General features: G+C 43.1%; 18 protein-coding genes. 3 read left to right on the top strand and 15 right to left on the bottom strand.

From position 1 onward, the window contains the following. Nucleotides 1–48 precede the first annotated feature (48 nt). From EAH55_RS11790 to EAH55_RS11765, 6 genes are all read right to left on the bottom strand, one after another. Nucleotides 49–1,233: a carboxypeptidase-like regulatory domain-containing protein gene (locus EAH55_RS11790; RefSeq protein ID WP_121809778.1), complete on the bottom strand. Its 1,185-nt coding sequence runs from the start codon at nucleotides 1,231–1,233 to the stop codon at nucleotides 49–51. A 412-nt stretch (nucleotides 1,234–1,645) separates the two neighbouring features. Further along, nucleotides 1,646–3,019 carry a di-heme oxidoreductase family protein gene (locus tag EAH55_RS11785; RefSeq protein WP_208644829.1) on the bottom strand — a complete coding sequence of 458 codons (1,374 nt, stop codon included), beginning with the start codon at nucleotides 3,017–3,019 and terminating at the stop codon, nucleotides 1,646–1,648. Nucleotides 3,020–3,027: 8 nt separating this feature from the next. Then, on the bottom strand, nucleotides 3,028–4,104 hold the full coding sequence (locus tag EAH55_RS11780; protein ID WP_121809777.1) for an imelysin family protein: 1,077 nt from the start codon (nucleotides 4,102–4,104) through the stop codon (nucleotides 3,028–3,030). 8 nt (nucleotides 4,105–4,112) lie between these two features. Then, complete coding sequence (locus tag EAH55_RS11775; protein ID WP_121810055.1) at nucleotides 4,113–4,538, bottom strand: QcrA and Rieske domain-containing protein; 426 nt, start codon at nucleotides 4,536–4,538, stop codon at nucleotides 4,113–4,115. A gap of 11 nt (nucleotides 4,539–4,549) precedes the next feature. Further along, nucleotides 4,550–5,791 carry a hypothetical protein gene (locus EAH55_RS11770; protein ID WP_121809776.1) on the bottom strand — a complete coding sequence of 414 codons (1,242 nt, stop codon included), beginning with the start codon at nucleotides 5,789–5,791 and terminating at the stop codon, nucleotides 4,550–4,552. 197 nt (nucleotides 5,792–5,988) lie between these two features. Then, complete coding sequence (locus tag EAH55_RS11765) at nucleotides 5,989–6,672, bottom strand: heme exporter protein CcmB (RefSeq protein WP_121809775.1); 684 nt, start codon at nucleotides 6,670–6,672, stop codon at nucleotides 5,989–5,991. Nucleotides 6,673–6,765: 93 nt separating this feature from the next. Between EAH55_RS11765 and EAH55_RS11760 the strand changes: the two genes are divergently transcribed. After that, nucleotides 6,766–7,251 (top strand): methylated-DNA--[protein]-cysteine S-methyltransferase, encoded by a 486-nt coding sequence (locus tag EAH55_RS11760; protein ID WP_121809774.1) that lies wholly within the window; start codon nucleotides 6,766–6,768, stop codon nucleotides 7,249–7,251. Here EAH55_RS11760 and EAH55_RS11755 read toward each other — a convergent pair. The 9 genes from EAH55_RS11755 to EAH55_RS11715 form a co-directional block, all read right to left on the bottom strand. Beyond that, the gene (locus EAH55_RS11755; RefSeq protein ID WP_112573637.1) at nucleotides 7,248–9,176 is read right to left on the bottom strand and encodes a hybrid sensor histidine kinase/response regulator; all 1,929 of its coding nucleotides are present in this window, start codon (nucleotides 9,174–9,176) and stop codon (nucleotides 7,248–7,250) included. The two genes, EAH55_RS11760 and EAH55_RS11755, sit on opposite strands and share 4 nt — an antisense overlap. Nucleotides 9,177–9,203: 27 nt before the next feature. Beyond that, a complete protein-coding gene (locus EAH55_RS11750; RefSeq protein WP_162996836.1) occupies nucleotides 9,204–9,791 on the bottom strand; it encodes a chemotaxis protein CheB in 588 nt (195 codons plus the stop codon). Continuing rightward, a complete protein-coding gene (locus tag EAH55_RS11745; RefSeq protein WP_208644828.1) occupies nucleotides 9,781–10,611 on the bottom strand; it encodes a CheR family methyltransferase in 831 nt (276 codons plus the stop codon). Before EAH55_RS11745 ends, EAH55_RS11750 begins: the two co-directional genes overlap by 11 nt. Before the next feature lie 2 nt (nucleotides 10,612–10,613). After that, complete coding sequence (locus EAH55_RS11740) at nucleotides 10,614–14,069, bottom strand: response regulator (RefSeq protein ID WP_121809773.1); 3,456 nt, start codon at nucleotides 14,067–14,069, stop codon at nucleotides 10,614–10,616. A gap of 87 nt (nucleotides 14,070–14,156) precedes the next feature. Beyond that, entirely contained in the window at nucleotides 14,157–14,594 is a 438-nt protein-coding gene (locus EAH55_RS11735) for a hypothetical protein (RefSeq protein WP_121809772.1), read from the bottom strand. A 10-nt stretch (nucleotides 14,595–14,604) separates the two neighbouring features. Next, the gene (gene gldC, locus EAH55_RS11730) at nucleotides 14,605–14,937 is read right to left on the bottom strand and encodes a gliding motility protein GldC (RefSeq protein ID WP_090524371.1); all 333 of its coding nucleotides are present in this window, start codon (nucleotides 14,935–14,937) and stop codon (nucleotides 14,605–14,607) included. A gap of 8 nt (nucleotides 14,938–14,945) precedes the next feature. After that, entirely contained in the window at nucleotides 14,946–15,212 is a 267-nt protein-coding gene (locus EAH55_RS11725; protein WP_091211280.1) for a hypothetical protein, read from the bottom strand. Nucleotides 15,213–15,221: 9 nt separating this feature from the next. After that, on the bottom strand, nucleotides 15,222–16,574 hold the full coding sequence (locus EAH55_RS11720) for a DEAD/DEAH box helicase (RefSeq protein ID WP_121809771.1): 1,353 nt from the start codon (nucleotides 16,572–16,574) through the stop codon (nucleotides 15,222–15,224). Between the two features lie 263 nt (nucleotides 16,575–16,837). After that, the gene (locus EAH55_RS11715) at nucleotides 16,838–17,722 is read right to left on the bottom strand and encodes an NmrA family NAD(P)-binding protein (RefSeq protein WP_121809770.1); all 885 of its coding nucleotides are present in this window, start codon (nucleotides 17,720–17,722) and stop codon (nucleotides 16,838–16,840) included. 81 nt (nucleotides 17,723–17,803) lie between these two features. On the opposite strand from EAH55_RS11715, the gene EAH55_RS11710 reads away from it, so the two are divergent. Together EAH55_RS11710 and EAH55_RS11705 are read left to right on the top strand one after the other, a co-directional pair. Beyond that, nucleotides 17,804–18,220 (top strand): winged helix-turn-helix transcriptional regulator, encoded by a 417-nt coding sequence (locus EAH55_RS11710; RefSeq protein ID WP_112573652.1) that lies wholly within the window; start codon nucleotides 17,804–17,806, stop codon nucleotides 18,218–18,220. A gap of 103 nt (nucleotides 18,221–18,323) precedes the next feature. Continuing rightward, a complete protein-coding gene (locus EAH55_RS11705; RefSeq protein ID WP_121809769.1) occupies nucleotides 18,324–19,658 on the top strand; it encodes a dihydroorotase in 1,335 nt (444 codons plus the stop codon). Nucleotides 19,659–19,729: the final 71 nt, after the last annotated feature.

Raw genomic sequence — 19,729 nt, 5'->3', positions numbered from 1 at the left:
CACACAAATAAAAAAATGACCTAATGATGCAATGACACAATGACTAAATCAATCCCCCGGCTCATAATCAACCGGCAGTAAATCGCCGAGTTTGGCTTTCGACCATGAACCTTCATATAACGGGCTTGGGCTTGAAACCACAATACCATTCATATCAAAAGCAATATAACCAGAGTATTTGGTCATGATACTGGTTTCGTAGTTGGGCATATCCAGCGGGTGGTAAACATCCTTAAACTCGGTGGTTTCCTCGCGTTTGGTATATACAACGTATAAAAAGTGCGGAAAAGTCAACGCGTAGATCCCATCTTGCGGTGTTTTGCGCAAGATCTCAAACTCCTGGTAGGGCAGCTTGGCCAGGTTTTCGCGATACCATTTAGTCATTTTCGACAAATTGTAATACCTCATTGCAGAATCACGCGGGCCGTCACGGTATTTCTTCATCTTCTGCATCAGTACAGCTTCCTCAGGCCGCTCAGGATTAATTTGCCTTGTAAAATCATGTGCTTCAAAGCCTTCCTCTTTTAGTTTCCCCTTATAAAGCGAACGGTAAAAATGTTGGGCCGAGCCGTAATAAGCCTGCTCTCGTTTCTGTTTCCAAAGCTTTTTCTGAGCAGCGCTACCAGGCAGGTTCTCAAATAGTGCACTTCCCGAGTAAGATATAGTATGCTCTATAGCATCATACAAAAAGCTTTTTAGCAAAAATTTGGTACGATAACCCAGCGCCAGGTTTTCAACCACCAGAAACTCATCGCCTGATGCTTCAAGCTGCTGCTTTCCCCTGTGATAAATAATATTAAGGATATGCGGATTGGTAACCTTGCACTCTTTGCCATTTTCGGTATCGCCCACAAATTCCTTGCGGAACAATTCGTAATTCTTTTTCCAGTCGGCACTGCTGCTGATCACAACCTCGCGCAGCATTAACACTTTCTGATTAACCTCGATGCTCAGCTTTGCAGGCTCGCGACCGACCAATACAGTTGTGGAATATTCTTCAATACTTACACCGGTAACTACCAACTGGTATTGGCCTGGCTTTACGCCGGCCAGTGTAAAAGTACCGTCCTCGGCAGTAGAAGTGCCGTACGTGGCATTATTTAAAAATACGCTGGCATTGGCTACCGGGCTTTTAGAATCTGCCCTAATTACCTTACCTGTAATAGTACCGGTTTGTGCCGAAACTATGAGCGGGCATATAAACGCGATAAGTAAAAACCAATAAAAACGCATTAAATAAAATTAGGATATTTTTTCAATCTACTAAAAAACACATTTTTTATGAACGGTTAATGAATTGTTGTTGTATAATTTTTGTTGCGGTGGGTTTTCCTTTAAACAGATTTTCTTGTGCTCGTTTTTAACGAGTGCTTAACGTGGGTTAGCGATTGTATCGCCTTCGCTTACGTTAAAAACTACAAGTGTTGGGAAGATGAGGGATCGCTGGGAATGTCAACATAAAAAATATGTCATTGCGAGGAGGAACGACGAAGCAATCTCGTAGCTATGCAGGTTGGGCATGCATTGGCTACGAGATTGCCACGCTTCGCTCGCAATGACGTGGATTTCAAAACTATCCAGGCGGTAATAAAAAAAGCGGCATGAATTACTCCATACCGCTTTCCAAATAACATAGAGAATAATATTACAAGCTTTTCAAAAAGCTCAGCATAGCGTCTCTGTCTACTTTTGATAAGGTACTGAAGAAAACTTTTGAAGATTCCGCCTCGCCTCCATGCCACATAATGGCTTCGGTAATGCTGCGGGCACGACCGTCATGAAGGTAATAGCCGGGGTAATTAACCTTTTCAAACAATCCCAAACCCCAAAGCGGAGCTGTACGCCATTCCTGCCCGTTAGCTAAAAAGTCGGGACGATTATCCGCAAGGCCAGGGCCCATATCATGTACCAGCATATCCGTGTAAGGATGGATCACCTGGTTTGACAGTGGCTTGAAAGCTACGTTTATCCCCGTTGTAAGGGTTTGACGATGACAACTTTCGCACTTGCCTTGTTTAAATAATAACTCGCCTCTTTTATTGGTAGCATCGGTAACATCACGACGGGCCGGAACCGCGAGCGTAGCGGCATAAAATCTCACAGCATTTAATGTACTATCGGCCAATTCGGGATCATCCTTTAGGCCATCATATTGAGATTGACCAAAGGAATTCTCAACCGGGAATATCTTATTGGTAATGCCGATATCCTGATTGTAAGCAGCAGCTACTTGCGTAAGTAACGATGCGGTGTTAGCTTTCCAGCCAAAACGCCCCAGCTTGCGCGATTGTGTAGCAACATCCCAAACGTAATTGGCATGCCCCTTTATGCCGTCGCCGTTTGCGTCGTTTGGATCGGCCATGGCAACGATGGTGCTTTCAGGAATAGCTTCCAGCAATCCTAAGCCATACATTGGCGGCGCCAAACGTGGCGATAACATATATCCTGCCGAAAGTGCTGTGTAAAGGTTTGTTAAAGTATAAGTAGGCGTACGCAAGGCATAGGCTTCACCATCCGGAAAGTTATATATCACATCATTGTATGCAATGTTAACCTTGCACTCAGGCGTTTTTCCAAAAACAGCTTTATCCTGCAACTGCAAACCGTACCCAGGGGCTGCAAGCGGACCTCCATGTTCATCGGTACCCGGAATACTGATGCGCACCAGGAGCGACGAATTTGATTCGCCGGCTGTTGGTAAGCCTATCCCATCGTTATGATGACACGAAATGCAGGAGTTATTATTGAAGATGGTTCCCAAACCCGGATTAATAGGTGCGGGCGCGGTAACAAAAATCTTGCTAAATGCCGCGTCGCCCAGGCCATGAACCTCAGCATCATAGCCAGAAAGTCCCGGGAACATATTACCAAACGAGTGCGAGGTAATATCAAACACAGTGGCATCACCTCCCGATAAACGCTCGTCATATCTATCTGCTGAGATTTGAGCCGCTTTCTGGCATTTTGCCAACAGCAGCACCAAAAGCACCAATGCGCCTATTACGCTTAACTTCTTCACCTTTAAAATTAGTCCTTAATATTAGTTTGTATAAATGTGGTCAAATCACCTTCAAGTGTGGCTTGCAGAGTTGCAAGGGCAGCCTGACTGTTTGATATTTTATCGCGGTTATCATAAATAGCTTTTTCAAAAGTTGGGGTAATCAAAGCCATTGACGATAAAGCAGTTTGTATTTGTGTTTTGATCTTAGTATCTAAAGCCAGGTTTTTTGAAGCAACCAAAGCGCTTAAGCTCGTTGTGCCTTTGGTACCATTATAAGTGGCGGTATAAACATTAAGTACACCTTGTATATTATTTATGAAATCGGTAGTAGTATTGTGCGAGTATGATGACTCATCTTTAGTCGAATCTCTTTCAGTGAAAGGTTCAGCCATTTTACCAGTACCTACTTCTTCGCAAATGCCCGCCATTTGAGTAACAATGGTAGTAAACAACTCTTTGCGTGTTTTAAAGGCTGTACTTCCATTTCCGGCAGTAGTAATTTTGGCTGCATAATTATCACCCGAAGCTGCCCAGCTATTCATAAGCGCGGTAGTAGTATTTAGCAAACTTTGAGAAGTAAACTTCAGATAATCTTTTTGGCGGGCTGTGATATCAGCGGCTTTTCTTGTACCACCCGGGCCAAATATAATGTACTCGATACCGTGGAAACCTTTGGAGAAACCATCAAGACCGTCTACATAAGACAACGTTATAACGTCTGAACTTCCTATTAAAGCATCCACATCCGTTCTGTTCAAAGGCCAGCTATCCATAGTTGGGTCATAGTTTTCATCTTCAACCGGACCAAACAAAAAGCCCTCGGCCTGCTCCCATGGCTGGCGGGTGTTTTTCCAGGCTACACGGGCAGCGGTTAGGTTAGCATCGGTGGGCGTTGCTAAAAACGTAGTTATTGATGTGTTTAATAAAGTAGCTTTTGCCTGAATATCAACGTAGTTTGGATTACCAACAACGCTAACAAACTGGGTTATTACTTCCTGCTCATCAACAGCAGTTGTCTGGGTTCCGCCTGGGTTATTATCTTTTCCACAGCTGCTTAAAGCGAGGATAGCAGCACATGACAGACCAAGTAAGGTATTTTTCATAGTAAAAATTAAGTTAGATGAATTATGATTTGATTTGATATTACTTCTGTTGTGTACTTTTTAAGCGGCCGCTCTGCAGGGCCGGTAGTTACCTGGCCTTCATTGTTGAAGGTGCTACCATGCAAATCGCATTTATAGCCATTGTTGCCAACAGGCGTGAGCTGGTTATCAGCATGAGTACATTTTAACAGCAATGCGGTATAAGTACCGTTAGCTTCTTTTTTTAAACCGATGTTATAATACTGGTTTTTAGGCTGGATCAATTGAAAATTAGTTGTGCCGAAAATAGTTTCCGGAACAGTTACCGTGTTGTTGGCCACAGCCGTTTTATAAACAGGCAGAGTAGCGCAGCCTGATAACGAACTCACCAGCATACCCGCACCTACAGCAAGGCATAAGGAGCATGACTGTTTTACAAAATCTCTTCTATCCATGTTGTTTAAGTTTAAAATGAATATCCAACACCCAAGTTTATCAAAGTATTGTTGGTTTGGTATGGCAATGCCACCGGACTTGGGTTCACTATCAGCGCCGGGTTTTGTGCACCGGTATGCGCCAACCGTACATCTCCCTTCACTACCACGTTACGAAGCGGTAGATAAGTTAAACCGGCTACCACAAAATTTTGATTAAGGGTTTGATCGGTTATACCGTTTGATGGGATGCGGTAATTAAGATCGAGCTTTTCATCACGCACAAAAACAATTAATTGCGGAGCGTTAAGTTTACCATAGTTGCTGCGGTAAAGCAGATCGTATCCTATTTCAGCATAGGCTCCGTAGGCTGCCTTTGGCGTATTGCTGGCATAGGCCCTGTTGATCTTGTCGGCATCTTTAATTGAAAGGATAGTGCCCAATACTTTTACTGAAAAGCCTTGTCCGTTATACTGGATATCGCCCTCACCCATGGCAACCGGGGTACCAAATACGCCCGAGTTTAAGCCAAGACTATCCGCCTCTGTTTTACGAAGACCCACGGTACCACCATAATAGCCTGATAACTGGGCTTTAAAACCACTTTGATAATACTGAAGCGCACCTGTAACTGCAAGGTTGGTGCCAGTAGCGTTACGGCCTTCAAACCTTCCGTCAACAATACCCGTTCCGTGTGTGAAGCCGCCCGCGCTTAAGCCGTTCATCAATCCAATTGAATAGTTAATTGGGAAGTTATTTAAACGACCATAAAAGCCAACACCTAACTCGCGCCAGGTTGCCGGGATCACCAGTGTTTCAACATAGTTACGCTCGTTACCGTTGAAGGTGGTTGGCAAGTGGTTCTCGTTCAGGATGCCTATCCTCGGCAAAAACAAACCCGCAACGATGTATTGATTGGGGTTAAGGTTAAACTTCAGGTAAGCCTGCTCAATAGTGATTTCACCGCCGGGTTGACCTCCATTTACTTTGGCGTCTTCCAGCTCGGTTTCAGAAAAGAACGAGATCTTATCGCTGAATTTGTGACCAACGAACAATACGAAGCGCTCAAGATCGACCTTGGCTGTACGGTGATTGTTATTGTACTGGTAAAAAGCATTGCCATAACCACCAATGGTAGTATTTGATAAAAGCGAGCTCTTAACAGTATTGTTGTTTAAAGAATCTTCGGCAGTTGAGTTATTGGGCTGTTGCGCCAACACTGTGCCTGAAATAAGAAAAGAAAGTATGACTAAAGTAAGGGTTTTAGCATGCATTGTTATCTGGTTAAGTCGGCGACAAAAGTAATTACTAATTTAGACTTAATCCAATTAAAATCAAATTAGAAGAAAATGTGAAAAACAGAGCAAAAATTTGCCGTCTCGCAGCAAGCAAAGGCATATCCGGCCAGAAACATTAGCTTAAAACAGGATCAGAAAAATTCAGAATGATTAAAGAGCTGCCAATAGAATAATTAATCGCGCCACAAATAAGGGAAGAGTAACAGTGCCGTGGCTATTACGATAGCATTGATAGCGCATAAAACACCGATGTTTCCATAAAAGAAGCTCCGGTCTACCCCATCCATCGCACTTTTACTTAATTTAATAAGCACCAGTATCACAGGAATGATAACCGGAAAACTCAAGATAGCCATAAGCGTACCATTATTACCTGCTTTAGAGGCAATGGCCGAGATCATGGTAAAAACAGTTGAAAAACTAACGCTCCCGAGCAACACCGCCAGGAAGTAATAAAGCAGATCGCCAATGGTATTTGGGAAAAAGACCTTATAAATCACTAAAGCTAATATGCTTAATAAAGCCATCAGCAAAATGTTATAAATTGTTTTTGATAGAATAATAGCCTGCGGACTTGCTATGGAATAATAATAAAGCAACCTGCTTTTACTCTCCTGCAGAAAGCTTTTGGCAATCGCGTTTACCGACGCAAACAGCATAATGATCCAGAACAATACGTTCCAAACTATAGGATAGCCGCTGCTATTTGAAAAACCCGGATTTAAATTAAGGGAGATATAACAAACAAAAACTGTTGAAACCACATAAAGCAAAACGCCATTAAAAGCATATTTTGACCGCCACTCGAGCAAAATTTCTTTTTTAAGCAGATACCAGGTTTCGTTAGCAAGTTTCATGACCGCAAATGTAATAATTACCCGCGAGTGACGGCGGGCATTTGACAAGCTAAAAAAATTAGCCTAATTTTGATTACAACACACCAATTACCCATGCCCATAGCCTATTTCCGCACACCAGTTGGCATTGCCCGTATTACCGAAGAAGATGGATTCATTGCATCAGTATCCATAAGGGATGAGGAATATGATATTGAGCCTGCTCCTACCGGATTGCTGCAAACAGCTATCGACCAGTTGAACGAATACTTTGCAGGAACACGCAAGGATTTTACCTTTCCGATAAAACAGCAAGGCAGTGAGTTTCAGCAACAGGTTTGGGACGAGTTGCTGCGTATTCCTTACGGTACAACCATTACTTATGCACAACAATCCAATCAAATGAATAATCCGCTGGCTATACGGGCCATAGCGTCTGCCAATGGCCGTAACCACCTTTGGGTAGTTGTGCCCTGCCACCGGGTAATAGGTTCAGATGGCAGCCTTACCGGGTATGCCGGCGGCGTGTGGCGCAAAAAATGGCTGCTTGAACATGAGGCAAAAGTATCAGGTGTTGGGCAAACCAAACTTGATTTTTAAGCGTCAACCCTTAACAATCTCGATATTTTTTCGTGCAGCTGATATGGCTGAAATGGTTTTGAAAGAACATCGTTCATGCCTGCCGACAAAGCTTCCTGCTGTTCATGATCATAACTTGCCGCCGACAGCGATATGATAGGTATGCTCCGTTTAGGCTCCTCAAAATCAACCCGGATAGTTTTGGCTGCCTGGTAGCCGTTCATTTCGGGCATATGGGTATCCATCAAGATAATGTCGTAATCTTTGTTGTTAAGCTTTTCAATAACCTTACGGCCGTTATCCACCATTTCTACCTCTACATTCCAGTCCTTCAATATCTTAGAAAGCATAAACTGATTCACCATATTATCTTCGGCCACCAATACCCGCACATTATTGAAAGGCGGCAATACTTTATCAGTTTTTGGGGTTTGCTTGTCTTTAGGTTTCAGGCTTATGGTATACCAGTTTACAAAGTTAAAAGTGCTGCCTCTGCCTACCTGGCTGCTCACCGTAAGTTCGCCGCCTTTTAATTCGGCAAGTTTTTTAACTATGGTGAGTCCCAAACCGGTACCGCCATATTTACTTACCGTGTCTTCCTCGGCCTGCTCAAACGATTCAAAGATCCGGTTAAGCCTGTCGGCCGGTATCCCGATACCTGTATCCTCAACACTGAACTTTATTTTTACCTTATCATTATGTTTTTGAAGTACGGTAATCTTAAGCTTCACATATCCCCTTTCGGTAAACTTAAGGGCATTGCTTAGCAGGTTCATTAGTATCTGGTTCAGGCGTAATGAATCGAGCATGAGGTATTGCGGTACTTCTTCTTCAATATCAAGCAAAAACTCGATGTTATTCTCATCCGCCTTAAACTTAAGCAGGTTGAAAACAGAGTTTACGATATCATAAACGTTGTTTGCAGTACGAACAATGCTAAATTTACCTGCTTCGATCTTCGAGATATCCAACACATCGTTTATAACTCCTAACAACGATTTAGATGAAGTATCCAGCAGATCAAGCATCCCCTTTTGCTGATCGGTAAGGCCTGTTTTACGTAAAAGAGAGGTAATACCTATAATCCCATTAACAGGGGTGCGCAATTCGTGGCTCATATTAGCCAAAAAGGTTTCTTTTACCTTTTTGCTATACTCGGCATTTTCTTTTGATTTAATTAATTGCTCCTGGTAACTCTTTTGCGGAGAGATATCACTGATGTTCAAAAAGATGATCTTATTCCGGTAGGATGCGCGGCATTCTATCCAGATCACTCTTTTATCAAAAGTTTCAAACTTAAACTCAAAAATGGCATAACTCAGGTTGTCCTTGATAATCTCACCCAGCTTTTTACGAAATGCTGCCCGATGATCATCAATAGCCAGGTCAACGATACTTTTACCAACAAGCTCGTCGGGCCTGAACCCCATTATTTTCTCGACAGTTGGGTTTATATTTACGATGCGAAGACTTTGTGCATCAACCGAGGTAATGATATCGGCCGAATTTTTTACGACAATGGCATAATCCTGCAACTCATCATTTTTCTGCTTGATTTCTGCCTGTGTGCGGGCCAGTTGCACAAACGAATCAACCTTGGCCGATGTAATATAGGGATCAAGCGGCTTATATAAATAATCAACAGCTCCGGCGCCAAAACCTTTAACGGCATATTTGGCCTCCTTTGAAATAGCTGTAACAAAAATAACAAGGATATCTTTGGTGCGCGGATTTGACTTAAGCATTTCAACCAGCTCAAAACCATCCATCTCAGGCATCTGAACATCAACCAGCGCGATAGCTATATTGGTTTCCCAGGCTATCTTGAGGGCTTCATTGGGTGATGTGGTAGAAAACATTTTGATGTCATCCCGCTTAAGCAAAGCCTCAAGAGCGATGATGTTCTCTTCTCTGTCATCAACTATAAGAATATTAACAGGGGTCATTTAATATTAATTAGGGGTCGGTGATTGTTACGATAGTAAAAGCTTAAAAATCTCATCCTGTGTCAAAATATAGTCGGCTGCTCCCAGGTTAATAGCCGACCGTGGCATTTCAGGCATTTCTGCGTCAGCGGGCTCCTGTGCTATAGTGAGCGCACCACTTTCGCGCAATTTCAGCATACCACCTGCACCGTCCTGGTTGGCACCTGAGAGTAATATGGCAGCGCATTTATTGCCATAAACCTCGGCCGCGCTTTCAAAGGTAACATCTATCGATGGCTTTGAATACCAAACCGGCTCCGAAACATCTAAACTAAAATATCCCCCATCCTCAATTAACGTATGATAATTGGCCGGGGCTATATACATGGTATTCGTTTTAAGAATATCCTTATCTTCAATTTCGCGCATGTACATACGGCTGTTCTCGGCAAATAGTTTTTCTATTTCGCTGAAAAAATTTTTTTTCCTGTGTATGATAAGGATTACGGTTTTTCCCAGTTTTTCGGGAAGATCTTTTATGATCCGAAACAAAATTTTGAACGAGCCCGCCGATCCGCCAAATAAAACTATTTGGGCGTCATGCCACCTCTCCAGTAATTTATTATCAGGTCCCAACTTTTTGATAGATATTTTCCTTTTGGTTGATCACCTTAAACTTACTCTTGAACGAATCGGACCGGATAGTTTCTTTGCTGCCAAGACACAAATACCCCAGCGGACAAAGGCTTTTATAAAACAGATCCAGGATCCGTTCCTGCAGAAACGTTTCAAAGTAAATAAAAACATTTCGGCAGCTTATCATCTGAAACTCATTAAATACGGTATCAGAGATCAAGTTATGTACCGAAAACAACGTATTCTGCTTTAATTCATTGTGTATTGATGCGGCATCATACAAAATGGTAAAATGATCGGTGATTGAACCTTTTAAACCAGTATACTGATAGTTTTCGGCATAGCTTTTTATATTACGCAAACTGTAAATACCTTTACGTGCTTCCCGTAAAACCTCGGTATTAATATCTGTACCGTATATAAACGACTTTTTACCTAAACCGGCCTCGTTTAATAATATGGCCATAGAGTAAACCTCTTCGCCTGTTGAACAACCCGCACTCCAAATTTTTACATGCTGATAGGTTGAAAGATATGGCACAACCTGCGTGTTAACTGCTTTATAAAACGAGGGATCGCGGAACATCTCGGTTACATTAACCGTTATCTCTTCCAAAAAGCCCTGAAAAAAATCCACATCGTTAATAAGTACATGCTTAAGGTCATAAAACTCAAACTTATTAAGCAGCATGATGCGGGTTAACCTCCTTTTTAGTGATGCTTTGGTATAACCCGAAAAATCAAACCCATGAACTTTTCTTACAATATCAATAAGTTCCTGGACCTGTGCATTTGATATGATTCCCTGCGCTGTATCCATAATTAACTTTCAAGCCACAACTGCATCAACGAAATCAGCCTGTCCATATCAACCGGTTTGGTGATATAGTCGTTGGCGCCGGCCGCTATACATTTTTCGCGGTCGTCTTTCATTGCTTTTGCAGTTAATGCTATTACGGGCAACTTAGCCCATTTGTTTTGCTTACGGATATGCCTTGTGGCCTCATAGCCATCCATTTTAGGCATCATGATATCCATAAGCACAATATCTATATCTTTTATTTCCTCAAGCTTGGTTATAGCTTCTTCCCCATCGTTCGCAATCTCTACATTAAGGTCATAACTTTGCAGTGCGCTGCTCAGCGCGAAGATATTACGCATATCGTCATCAACAATAAGCACCTTTTTGCCTTTTATGGCATCCTTGCTCTTGGTTATAATCTTAGGCTTAGCCGGAACTGCCGGCGAGGCTTGTTGTGGCTGTGTATTTGAGCTTTCGCTAATTTTGTTCAGGAACAGGTTAACCTCGTCAATCAGCCTGTCGGATGATTTGTTGGTTTTAACCACCATGGCGTTTGCATAATGCATCAATCTGTTAACCGAAGTTTTATCAAGCTCCATAGCAGTGTTGATAATAACCGGCAATGAAACAAAACGGTCAACCTCTTTGATCTTATCCAGCAAATCCAAACCTGAAATATCAGGTAGGTTAAGGTCAAGGATCACGCACTGGTACTCATTTTCATGCAGCATCCTGAATGCCGATTCACCATCAAATGCCTGATCGACAGTGATGCCCTGGCTTTGCATCAGGTCTTTCAGGGCCTGGCTTTGGGCCTTGTGATCTTCAACCAGCAGGATCTGTTTAAACCTGGTACCGCTTTGTACCATAATATCGGCGAAAAGTTTATCCAGTGTTTCGGTATTGATCGGCTTCTTCATGAAGTTAATGGCACCTTCCCTGCGCACACGGTTTGCAGCAGCATCTCCGGCCGACATCAAGTGGACAGGGATGTGCATCGTATCCTCATCATTCTTTAACTCTTTCAAGATCTGCCAGCCATCTTTACCCGGTAGCATGATATCCAATATCACGGCATCGGGCTTGGCTTCTTTAACAATTTCAACTGCACGGGTGCCTTCATAAACCATTACCGATTTATAACCATGATCACGAGCGTAATCCTGTAATATGTTGGCAAAGTTTTTATCATCCTCAACAATTACTACTAAAGGCTCCCTGCCTGGTTCGCGTTGCGCGGCTTTAACCGGCGCTAAAAATTCAGCTGTTGCTTTAAAGGTTTCGGCTGTCGGCAATATTACATCCTCACCTGTAGCCACCAGCTTAGCCTGGTAAGGTACTGTAAGTACAAACTCGCTACCAATTCCCGGCTCACTGCTCAAGGTTATGCTGCCACCCAAAAGGTAAGCAAGCTCTCGGCTTATTGATAAACCTAAACCCGTACCACCATATTTACGGCTTGTTGAACCATCGGCCTGTTGGAATGCCTCAAAAATAACTTTCTGCTTCTCGGCAGGGATCCCGATGCCAGAGTCTTTTATAGCAAAGCTGATAGTTCTGTCGTTAACTCCCGGCCTGACATTTATTGAGATCGAACCGTTCTCGCCGGTAAATTTAAACGCGTTACTTAACAGGTTCTTGATCACCTGCTCAATACGCACCTTATCCGTAAATATGGTTTGCGGCAGCTCATTGCTTATGTTAGTTGTGTAATGTATCTTTTTGTTGCTGGCCACTTCGGCAAACAGCATTTCCATATCGCCAACAATATCGCTTACCTTAATATCCTCATTCTGCATATCCAGTTTGCCCGATTCAATTTTTGAAAGGTCAAGGATATCATTGATCAAGGTTAACAGGTCGTTACCTGCGTTGAAGATAACGCTGGCATATTTGATCTGATCTTCAGACAGGTTTGCCGGCTTATTATCTTTCAGGATCCGCGCCAATACCAGGATACTGTTAAGCGGTGTACGCAGCTCATGGCTCATGTTGGCCAAAAACTCCGATTTATATTTACCCGTAGTTTCAAGCTCATCAACTTTAAGGTTGATAGCCTGACGGGCCTCTTCAATGGCCTGGTTTTTTTCTTCCAGCAGGCTGGCTTTTTCTTCCAGTTCCGCATTTGTAGTACGCAGCTCTTCCTGTTGCACACGAAGTTCTTCTTCCGAAGCCTGAAGTTCTTCTGTTTTTTGAACCAGCTCTTCGTTGGTAACACGTAGTTCCTCCTGTTGCGCTTCCAGTTCTTCGGCCTGTTGCTGGGTTTCTTCGTACAGGTCGTGCATAATGGTACGCGCCTGCGAAGTGTTAACGGCAATAGCAATTAGGTCGGTAACTGCAGTGATGTATTGTTTATCGTTATTTTCAAGCTCGCCGCTAAAGGCAACTTCCATCACGCCTTTCAGCTTTTTATCAAAGAAGAAAGGAACAATGAAACTTTCTGATAATTCGGACCTGATAATAGATGATGACAACTCAAGCCTGTCGTTCACCCTGCCTTTGATTACCGCCGACTTACCATCTTTTGCCACCTGGCCTAACCAGCCTTCGGCAAGTTGTACCGTTTTTTTCAGGAAGTCGGGGTTTTGGAACGCATATGACGCGTAAAGCTCCAAACGGTCTACTGATTCGTTATACAGATACAGCGTACCCGCTGCGGCTTCCGTGTAATTACAAACCTCAGATATGATGTTACCGGCAAGTTCTTTTTCAACCTGCTGGCCCTGCATTCTTTCGTTAAGCTGACTTATACCTGTAAGCAGCCAGTTTTTAGCTTCGTTATCCGCAAGGACCTTCTCCAACTCAACATTGGCAACCCTAATTTCTTCCTCAATCTTCTTTTGCTGATCAAAAGTTTTTTGAATATAGAAGAACAGTAACAAGATAATGAACAGGAAGATTAATGAACCACAAGCGATTACGATTTTAGCAAATGTAGAAGCCTCCTGCGAACTTTCTTTCCTGTTGCCAAGCAAGCGCTCTTCAGTATTGGTCATATGGTCAATGAGCATACGGATCTCATCCATATTTTCCTTGCCATTTAAAAACATATTGCGCTGTACCATATAATCAAGCCCCTGGCTTTCGCGGGTTTCGATATTGGTTTTAAGAATCAGCAATTGCTCTTTTACCAGTTTGTTTATCGAATCGACACGTTTAACCTGTACAGGGTTATCCCTAACCATGTCCTTTAAGGCATTCAGGTCATCAGCTATTTTAGGTAACGCGGCGTTGTAAGGATCAAGAAATACCTTTTTGCTGGTAGCTCCGTAACCGCGCATGCCCGTTTCTGCATCAACCAATTCCTGTAATAAACCTGTTGAGGTATGGATGACTTTTTGAGTGTGCTCAACCCAGGAATTATCCTCCTCAAATTGGCGTAAACTGTTAAACGACAGGATGCCAACTATAAAAACAAGGATAATTGATACCACAAAGCCCGCTAAAACCTGCTGGCGGAAAGAAAATTTCAACATTAGGTATTTGTATTAATCTGAATTACAAATATGTTTAAAAAAGCTGTAATGTAAAAGTTACAGCTTTTTTTAAACGGGATGGGAATATTAATTAGCTGTAGCAGTATCGGCAGCGGCAGATATAAACGTTTTTGGCTTACCACTTAAAGCACCAATTAATGCCAAAACCGGGCCGGCAAACATTACATACCACCCCCATTGAAATTTAAGCTGGCTGGTTAAAAACTTGTTGATGCCCTTGAACGGAATAAAGCTGAAAGCCGAATTTACTTTCATGATAGCTGCGCCAAGTAGCAATACAACAAGTGCTACTGATAGCCAGGCAGCTACACGCATTATCTTAGCCTGGTTAAGGAACGAAACAATGATACCAATAACGGCTACCAGTAAAAGCACCAGGCCATAAGGCTGATTAAGCTTATAAATATTCCAACTGGTTACATGGAATACCCGCAACAGCGGACAATAGGTTGCCGCAAATAGCAGGGCAAAGCCTACAAATGATAAAATTGAGCTAAGGCGCATATTTAGGTTGTTATTTTTGTGTGATTTCCATTTTGTCGGCAAAGTGGGCACAATAGTCACGCAGGTCCTCTACGATGTTTTTTTCACCGGTTGCGCGTAAAAAACTGTCGCCCATGGTTTGCAGGGTTTCGTAGAAAAAGCGTTTCATTTCGTCAACAGGCATATCCTTTGTCCATAGGTCGATACGCAGAGTGTTTTTATAGCTCTGATCCCACAGGGCAAGCATCATTGACTTTACAGGCAATGCTTCTTTATTGGTTGAATCGGTTGATTCCCAAAGGATATGTTCAGGAACGTTATTGTCATCAAGCGTAACGGTCAGCTTTATTTCAGCGGTTTTCATTTCAAGTTTTATTTAACAAGTAAGAATATAATTATAACCAGAACGATGAAGAATGTCTCCACCATCCATATTTTTTTGGTTTCGATAAAAAAGTTGCGGAACATGATGTCAATCACGAATACTACAAAAGCAAACAGCAAAAAGATCCAGCCAATGGTTCCTCCCCAATGTTCAAGCGGACGCCCTGCAATACCTGCTCCATAAATAAAAACATAGGCTGCCACCGCTACCAAAAACGCGGTAAAAAAGTTTAAAGGGGTAAATCTGAATTTCATTGATTGGGCTTAGTGTCGTTTTTTGCTTTTAGATGACCGGCCTGAACCTTGCCTTGCAGCTTTTGAGCCATATTTAGCTTTATCCTTATTGGCATCAAACTTTTTACGCTGATTGAGTGATTTCTTTTCGTGGAAAGCTCCTTTAAAATCAGGATCTTCCTTACGTTTTTGCATATCTATCTCCCGGGCCTGATCCTGACGCTCTTCATAAGGGGTTTCCTCTATGAACACATCATCGGGAATATTATCAACAGGGATAGTTTGCTTGATCAATTTTTCAATTTTGCGGATATAATACTCTTCAGAAGGCGTAGCGAAGGTAATAGCCTCGCCTGACTGCAACGCGCGACCTGTGCGACCGATCCGGTGTACGTAATCTTCATAAACCACAGGTACATCGAAATTGATCACATGGCTTACATCGCTCACATCAATACCGCGTGAGGCCACATCAGTAGCCACCAATATCTTTACATCATCATTTTTAAACGAGTTGATAGAGTTGATGCGTGTATTTTGTCCCTTATTGGCGTGAAGAACTTTTACTTCCTCTTCGCCAAACTTGCGGGTCAGGAATTTAAAAACATCTTCGGCCACTGCACGCGTTTTACAAAAAACGATCAGTTTGGTAACCTCGCCTTCAGTATCGAGCAGCTTTTTAAGCAGATTTATTTTGGTTTTGATATTGGGTACATGATACAAGTGCTGATTAACCGTTTGCGCCGGAGTAGCCTGCGGAGTAACCTCAATAACCGTCGGGAACTCCAGGAAGTTAGCCGAAAGCTGGTGCACTTTCTCGCTCATAGTAGCCGAGAAAAGCAGGTTTTGCCTTTTTACGGGCACTACCTCAAGTATTCGGTTAATCTGGGGCATAAAGCCCATATCCATCATCTTATCGGCTTCATCAAGTACCAATACCTGCAGCGGCTTGGTCATGATGTGCCCGGCAAGGTAAACATCCATAAACCTGCCTGGCGTAGCCACAATGATATCAACGCCTTTTTTTATCTGCTCAATTTGAGTTTTAGGACCGATACCTCCGTAAAGTAAAACAACCCGCAGGTCGGTGTAAGTTGCAAATGCTTTGATGTTTTCCTCAATTTGCATGGCCAGCTCACGGGTTGGCGAAATGATGAGCGCACGGGCATGTTCGCCCTGGGCGTATTTCAACTTCATGAGAATAGGCAAAACGTAGGCTGCCGTTTTTCCGGTGCCGGTTTGTGCTATGCCCATTACATCCTGCCCGTTCATTATCGGCGGAATAGCTTTTTGCTGTATAGGCGTAGCTTCGGTATAACCGGCGTCGGCTATCGCGTTTAAAATTTGCCGGTTAAATTTAAAATCTTCAAAGGTTACTGCCATGCCGCAAAGATAGGCTTTTTGTTGAAGTAGGAACAATGCCCGGAAAACACGGCGGTGTCAGGATTTTTTTTAGAAGCAAGATAGCAGGAATCAAGAAACAAGAAGGGTGTGTCGGAGTGACAAGGATTCAGGAAACGATAACGATATTAAAAACCATATCATCGCGAGCGAAGCGTGGCAACCGCATGCTATACAGAGTCGCTTTGCTTCCGTGCGATTGCTTCGTTCCTCGCAATGACATGGTTTTTACCTACCTGCTTGCATTAAGCATTATAAACCGCTGCAAATTCCTTTGCAAAATCATGCAAACTTACTTTACCCTTAGCGGCCGGTTTATGCTTATCATAATCCTCCCAGATTTTCGCGCTTCTTACAGCGGTGCCCATTTCAACAAAGTTGCGGGTCATTTCGGGTGGAACACCTGCCTGTAGCAAGCCCTCTGCAAGTTGTTCATCAGTAAATTCAACCCATGGTAAATTGGGGTTACCAATGGCTTCACCTAAAACAGCTGCCGCATTACCTGGAGTCGACTCATCGCTTACAATATAACGAACACTTTTGCCGGTAAAGTCCTGCTGCAGTTCTTCGGCCACTGCCGCGGCAATATCTCTGGGATGTACCATGATCAGTCTTGCATCTGCCGGATAATTTGAGCCGATAATGCCCTGATGCTTGATGAGCGGAATGTTACTGTAAAAGTTGATATAAAAGAACGGTGCACGGATAAATTTGATAGCTACTCCGTCAAGTTCGCTCAAGATACCTTCCACATCATGGATCCCTTTTATCGGGCCCACACCACTATCCAAATGCGCGCCGATGCTGCTTAACACGACAACTTTTTTTATGCCCGAACGCCTGATGGCTTCGGCATAACTTTTACCGGTTTCATTTTGGTATGCCCTTAAACTTTCGGCGGTGAAGCTTGGTGGCACCATGGCGTAAAGCGCATCGGCACCTGTAAAAGTTTCAGTCAAAAAATCGGCATCGGCCAGTGAACCAATTGCGGCTTCTGCGCCCAGTGCTTCAATATCTGCTACTTTATCGGCACTGCTGCTTATTACTGTTACGCTATGGCCTGCGGCTACTAAAGTTTGTGTTAATGGTTTGCTTATATTACCTGTTGAACCTGTTACTATAATTTTCATAATGTGTTTTGTTTTTATTGAAAGCAAAGGTATTTTTGTACTTACTTTTTTACAAGTACTTACCCTAAAGTATGTATCATCATGACTGCGATAAAAGAAAGCTCGACCATACAGGAAAACAAACAGAATGCTTTTAAGGAATGCCCGGTAACTTATGTGATGGAGCGGATAGGCGGCTATTGGAAACCGATCATTTTATTTCATTTGCTCACCGGTAGTAAACGTTACAGCGAGTTAAAAAAATCGATCCCGACCATTACCGAAAAAATGCTGATCCAGCACCTGAAACAACTGGAAGCCGATGGCCTCCTGATACGGGAAGCCAAGCCGGTTGTACCACCTTACGTAACCTACCGGCTTAGTGAAACGGGCATGGGTTTAAGGCCGGTGATGTACGCCATGTCTAAGTGGGCAGTTGAGGATAGTGAGGTGAGCGGCAACCCCATTTACCGGAGCCTTGGGGAGTTCCCAAGCGAGGAAACTTTTGCCGAAATGTAATTGATGTTTTAAGCCGAAACTTACGAAGTTTTAAAAACTTCGTAAGTTTGACCTACTGAAAAATAAATCCGAAATCGAAATCCCCAAATCCGAAATCCATAATATGTCTACAATCTTAATAAAAGCAGCCACTATAGTAAACGAACACAAACAATACGTTGCCGATGTATTGATTAAAGATGGTTTGATAGATCGGATCGACTCAGTAATCGATCAGCAAGCCGACGAAGTGATCAATGCCGAAGGCTTACATTTGCTTCCGGGTTGCATCGATGACCAGGTACATTTTCGTGAGCCGGGCCTGACTTACAAAGCCGATATTTATACCGAATCGCGTGCTGCCGTAGCCGGTGGTATTACTTCATTTATGGAGATGCCAAACACGGTTCCCAATACCTTAACCCAGGAACTTTTGGAAGACAAATACCAGATCGCCTCGCGAAATTCGCTGGCCAATTATTCGTTTTTCATGGGTGCTTCTAACAACAATTTAGATGAGGTTTTGCGCACCGATACCAGCAATGTTTGCGGCATAAAAGTATTCATGGGATCCTCTACCGGAAACATGCTTGTTGACGATCCGCACACGCTCGAAAAACTGTTTGCGCAGTCACCAATGTTGATCGCTACACATTGCGAAGATGAGGCAACAATTAAGAGTAATCTTGCACACTACAAACAACTGCTTGGCGAAAATATTCCGGTGCGTTTGCATCCAAAAATCAGGAGCGCCGAGGCTTGTTATTTGTCATCATCAATGGCTATTGAGCTGGCAAAAAAACATAACACCCGCCTGCATATTTTACATATCTCAACCGAGCGAGAGACGCATCTTTTTGATAACACAATACCGCTAAAAGATAAGCGTATTACTGCCGAAGCATGTATCCATCACTTATGGTTTACCGATGCCGATTATGAAACAAAAGGCAACTACATTAAGTGGAACCCGGCAGTAAAAACCGAGGCAGATCGCGACGGAATTTTGCGGGCCGTACTTGACGGAAGGATTGATGTTATTGCTACCGATCATGCCCCGCATACCATTGAAGAAAAAGAGCAACCTTACCTGCAGGCCCCCTCTGGCGGGCCACTGGTTCAGCACGCTTTACCAGCCATGCTTGAGCTGTATCATCATGGCAAAATCAGCCTTGAACAAATAGTAGAGAAAATGGCGCACAACGTTGCTACACTTTTCCAGATAGAAAAACGTGGTTTCATCCGCGAAGGCTACTGGGCCGACCTGGTACTGGTTGATCTGAACAAACCATGGAACGTAAATAAGAACAATATCCTGTATAAATGTAACTGGAGCCCGTTTGAAGGCAATACATTCCGCTCGCAGGTGGCCTATACATTGATATCAGGAAATCTTGCTTACGCCAACGGAAGTCTTATTGAAGGTAAAGCCGGCAAGCGGTTGACTTTTAACAGATAATATCTTTTATAATTTATAGCTAAAAAAGGGTTACAGAAAATTCTGTAACCCTTTTTTTTGATAATTGGCAC

Source organism: Mucilaginibacter kameinonensis (assembly GCF_003675385.1).
Taxonomy (GTDB): domain Bacteria; phylum Bacteroidota; class Bacteroidia; order Sphingobacteriales; family Sphingobacteriaceae; genus Mucilaginibacter; species Mucilaginibacter kameinonensis.
Note: the sequence above shows the minus strand (reverse complement) of the source record. Positions and strands in the feature narration are given on the sequence as shown.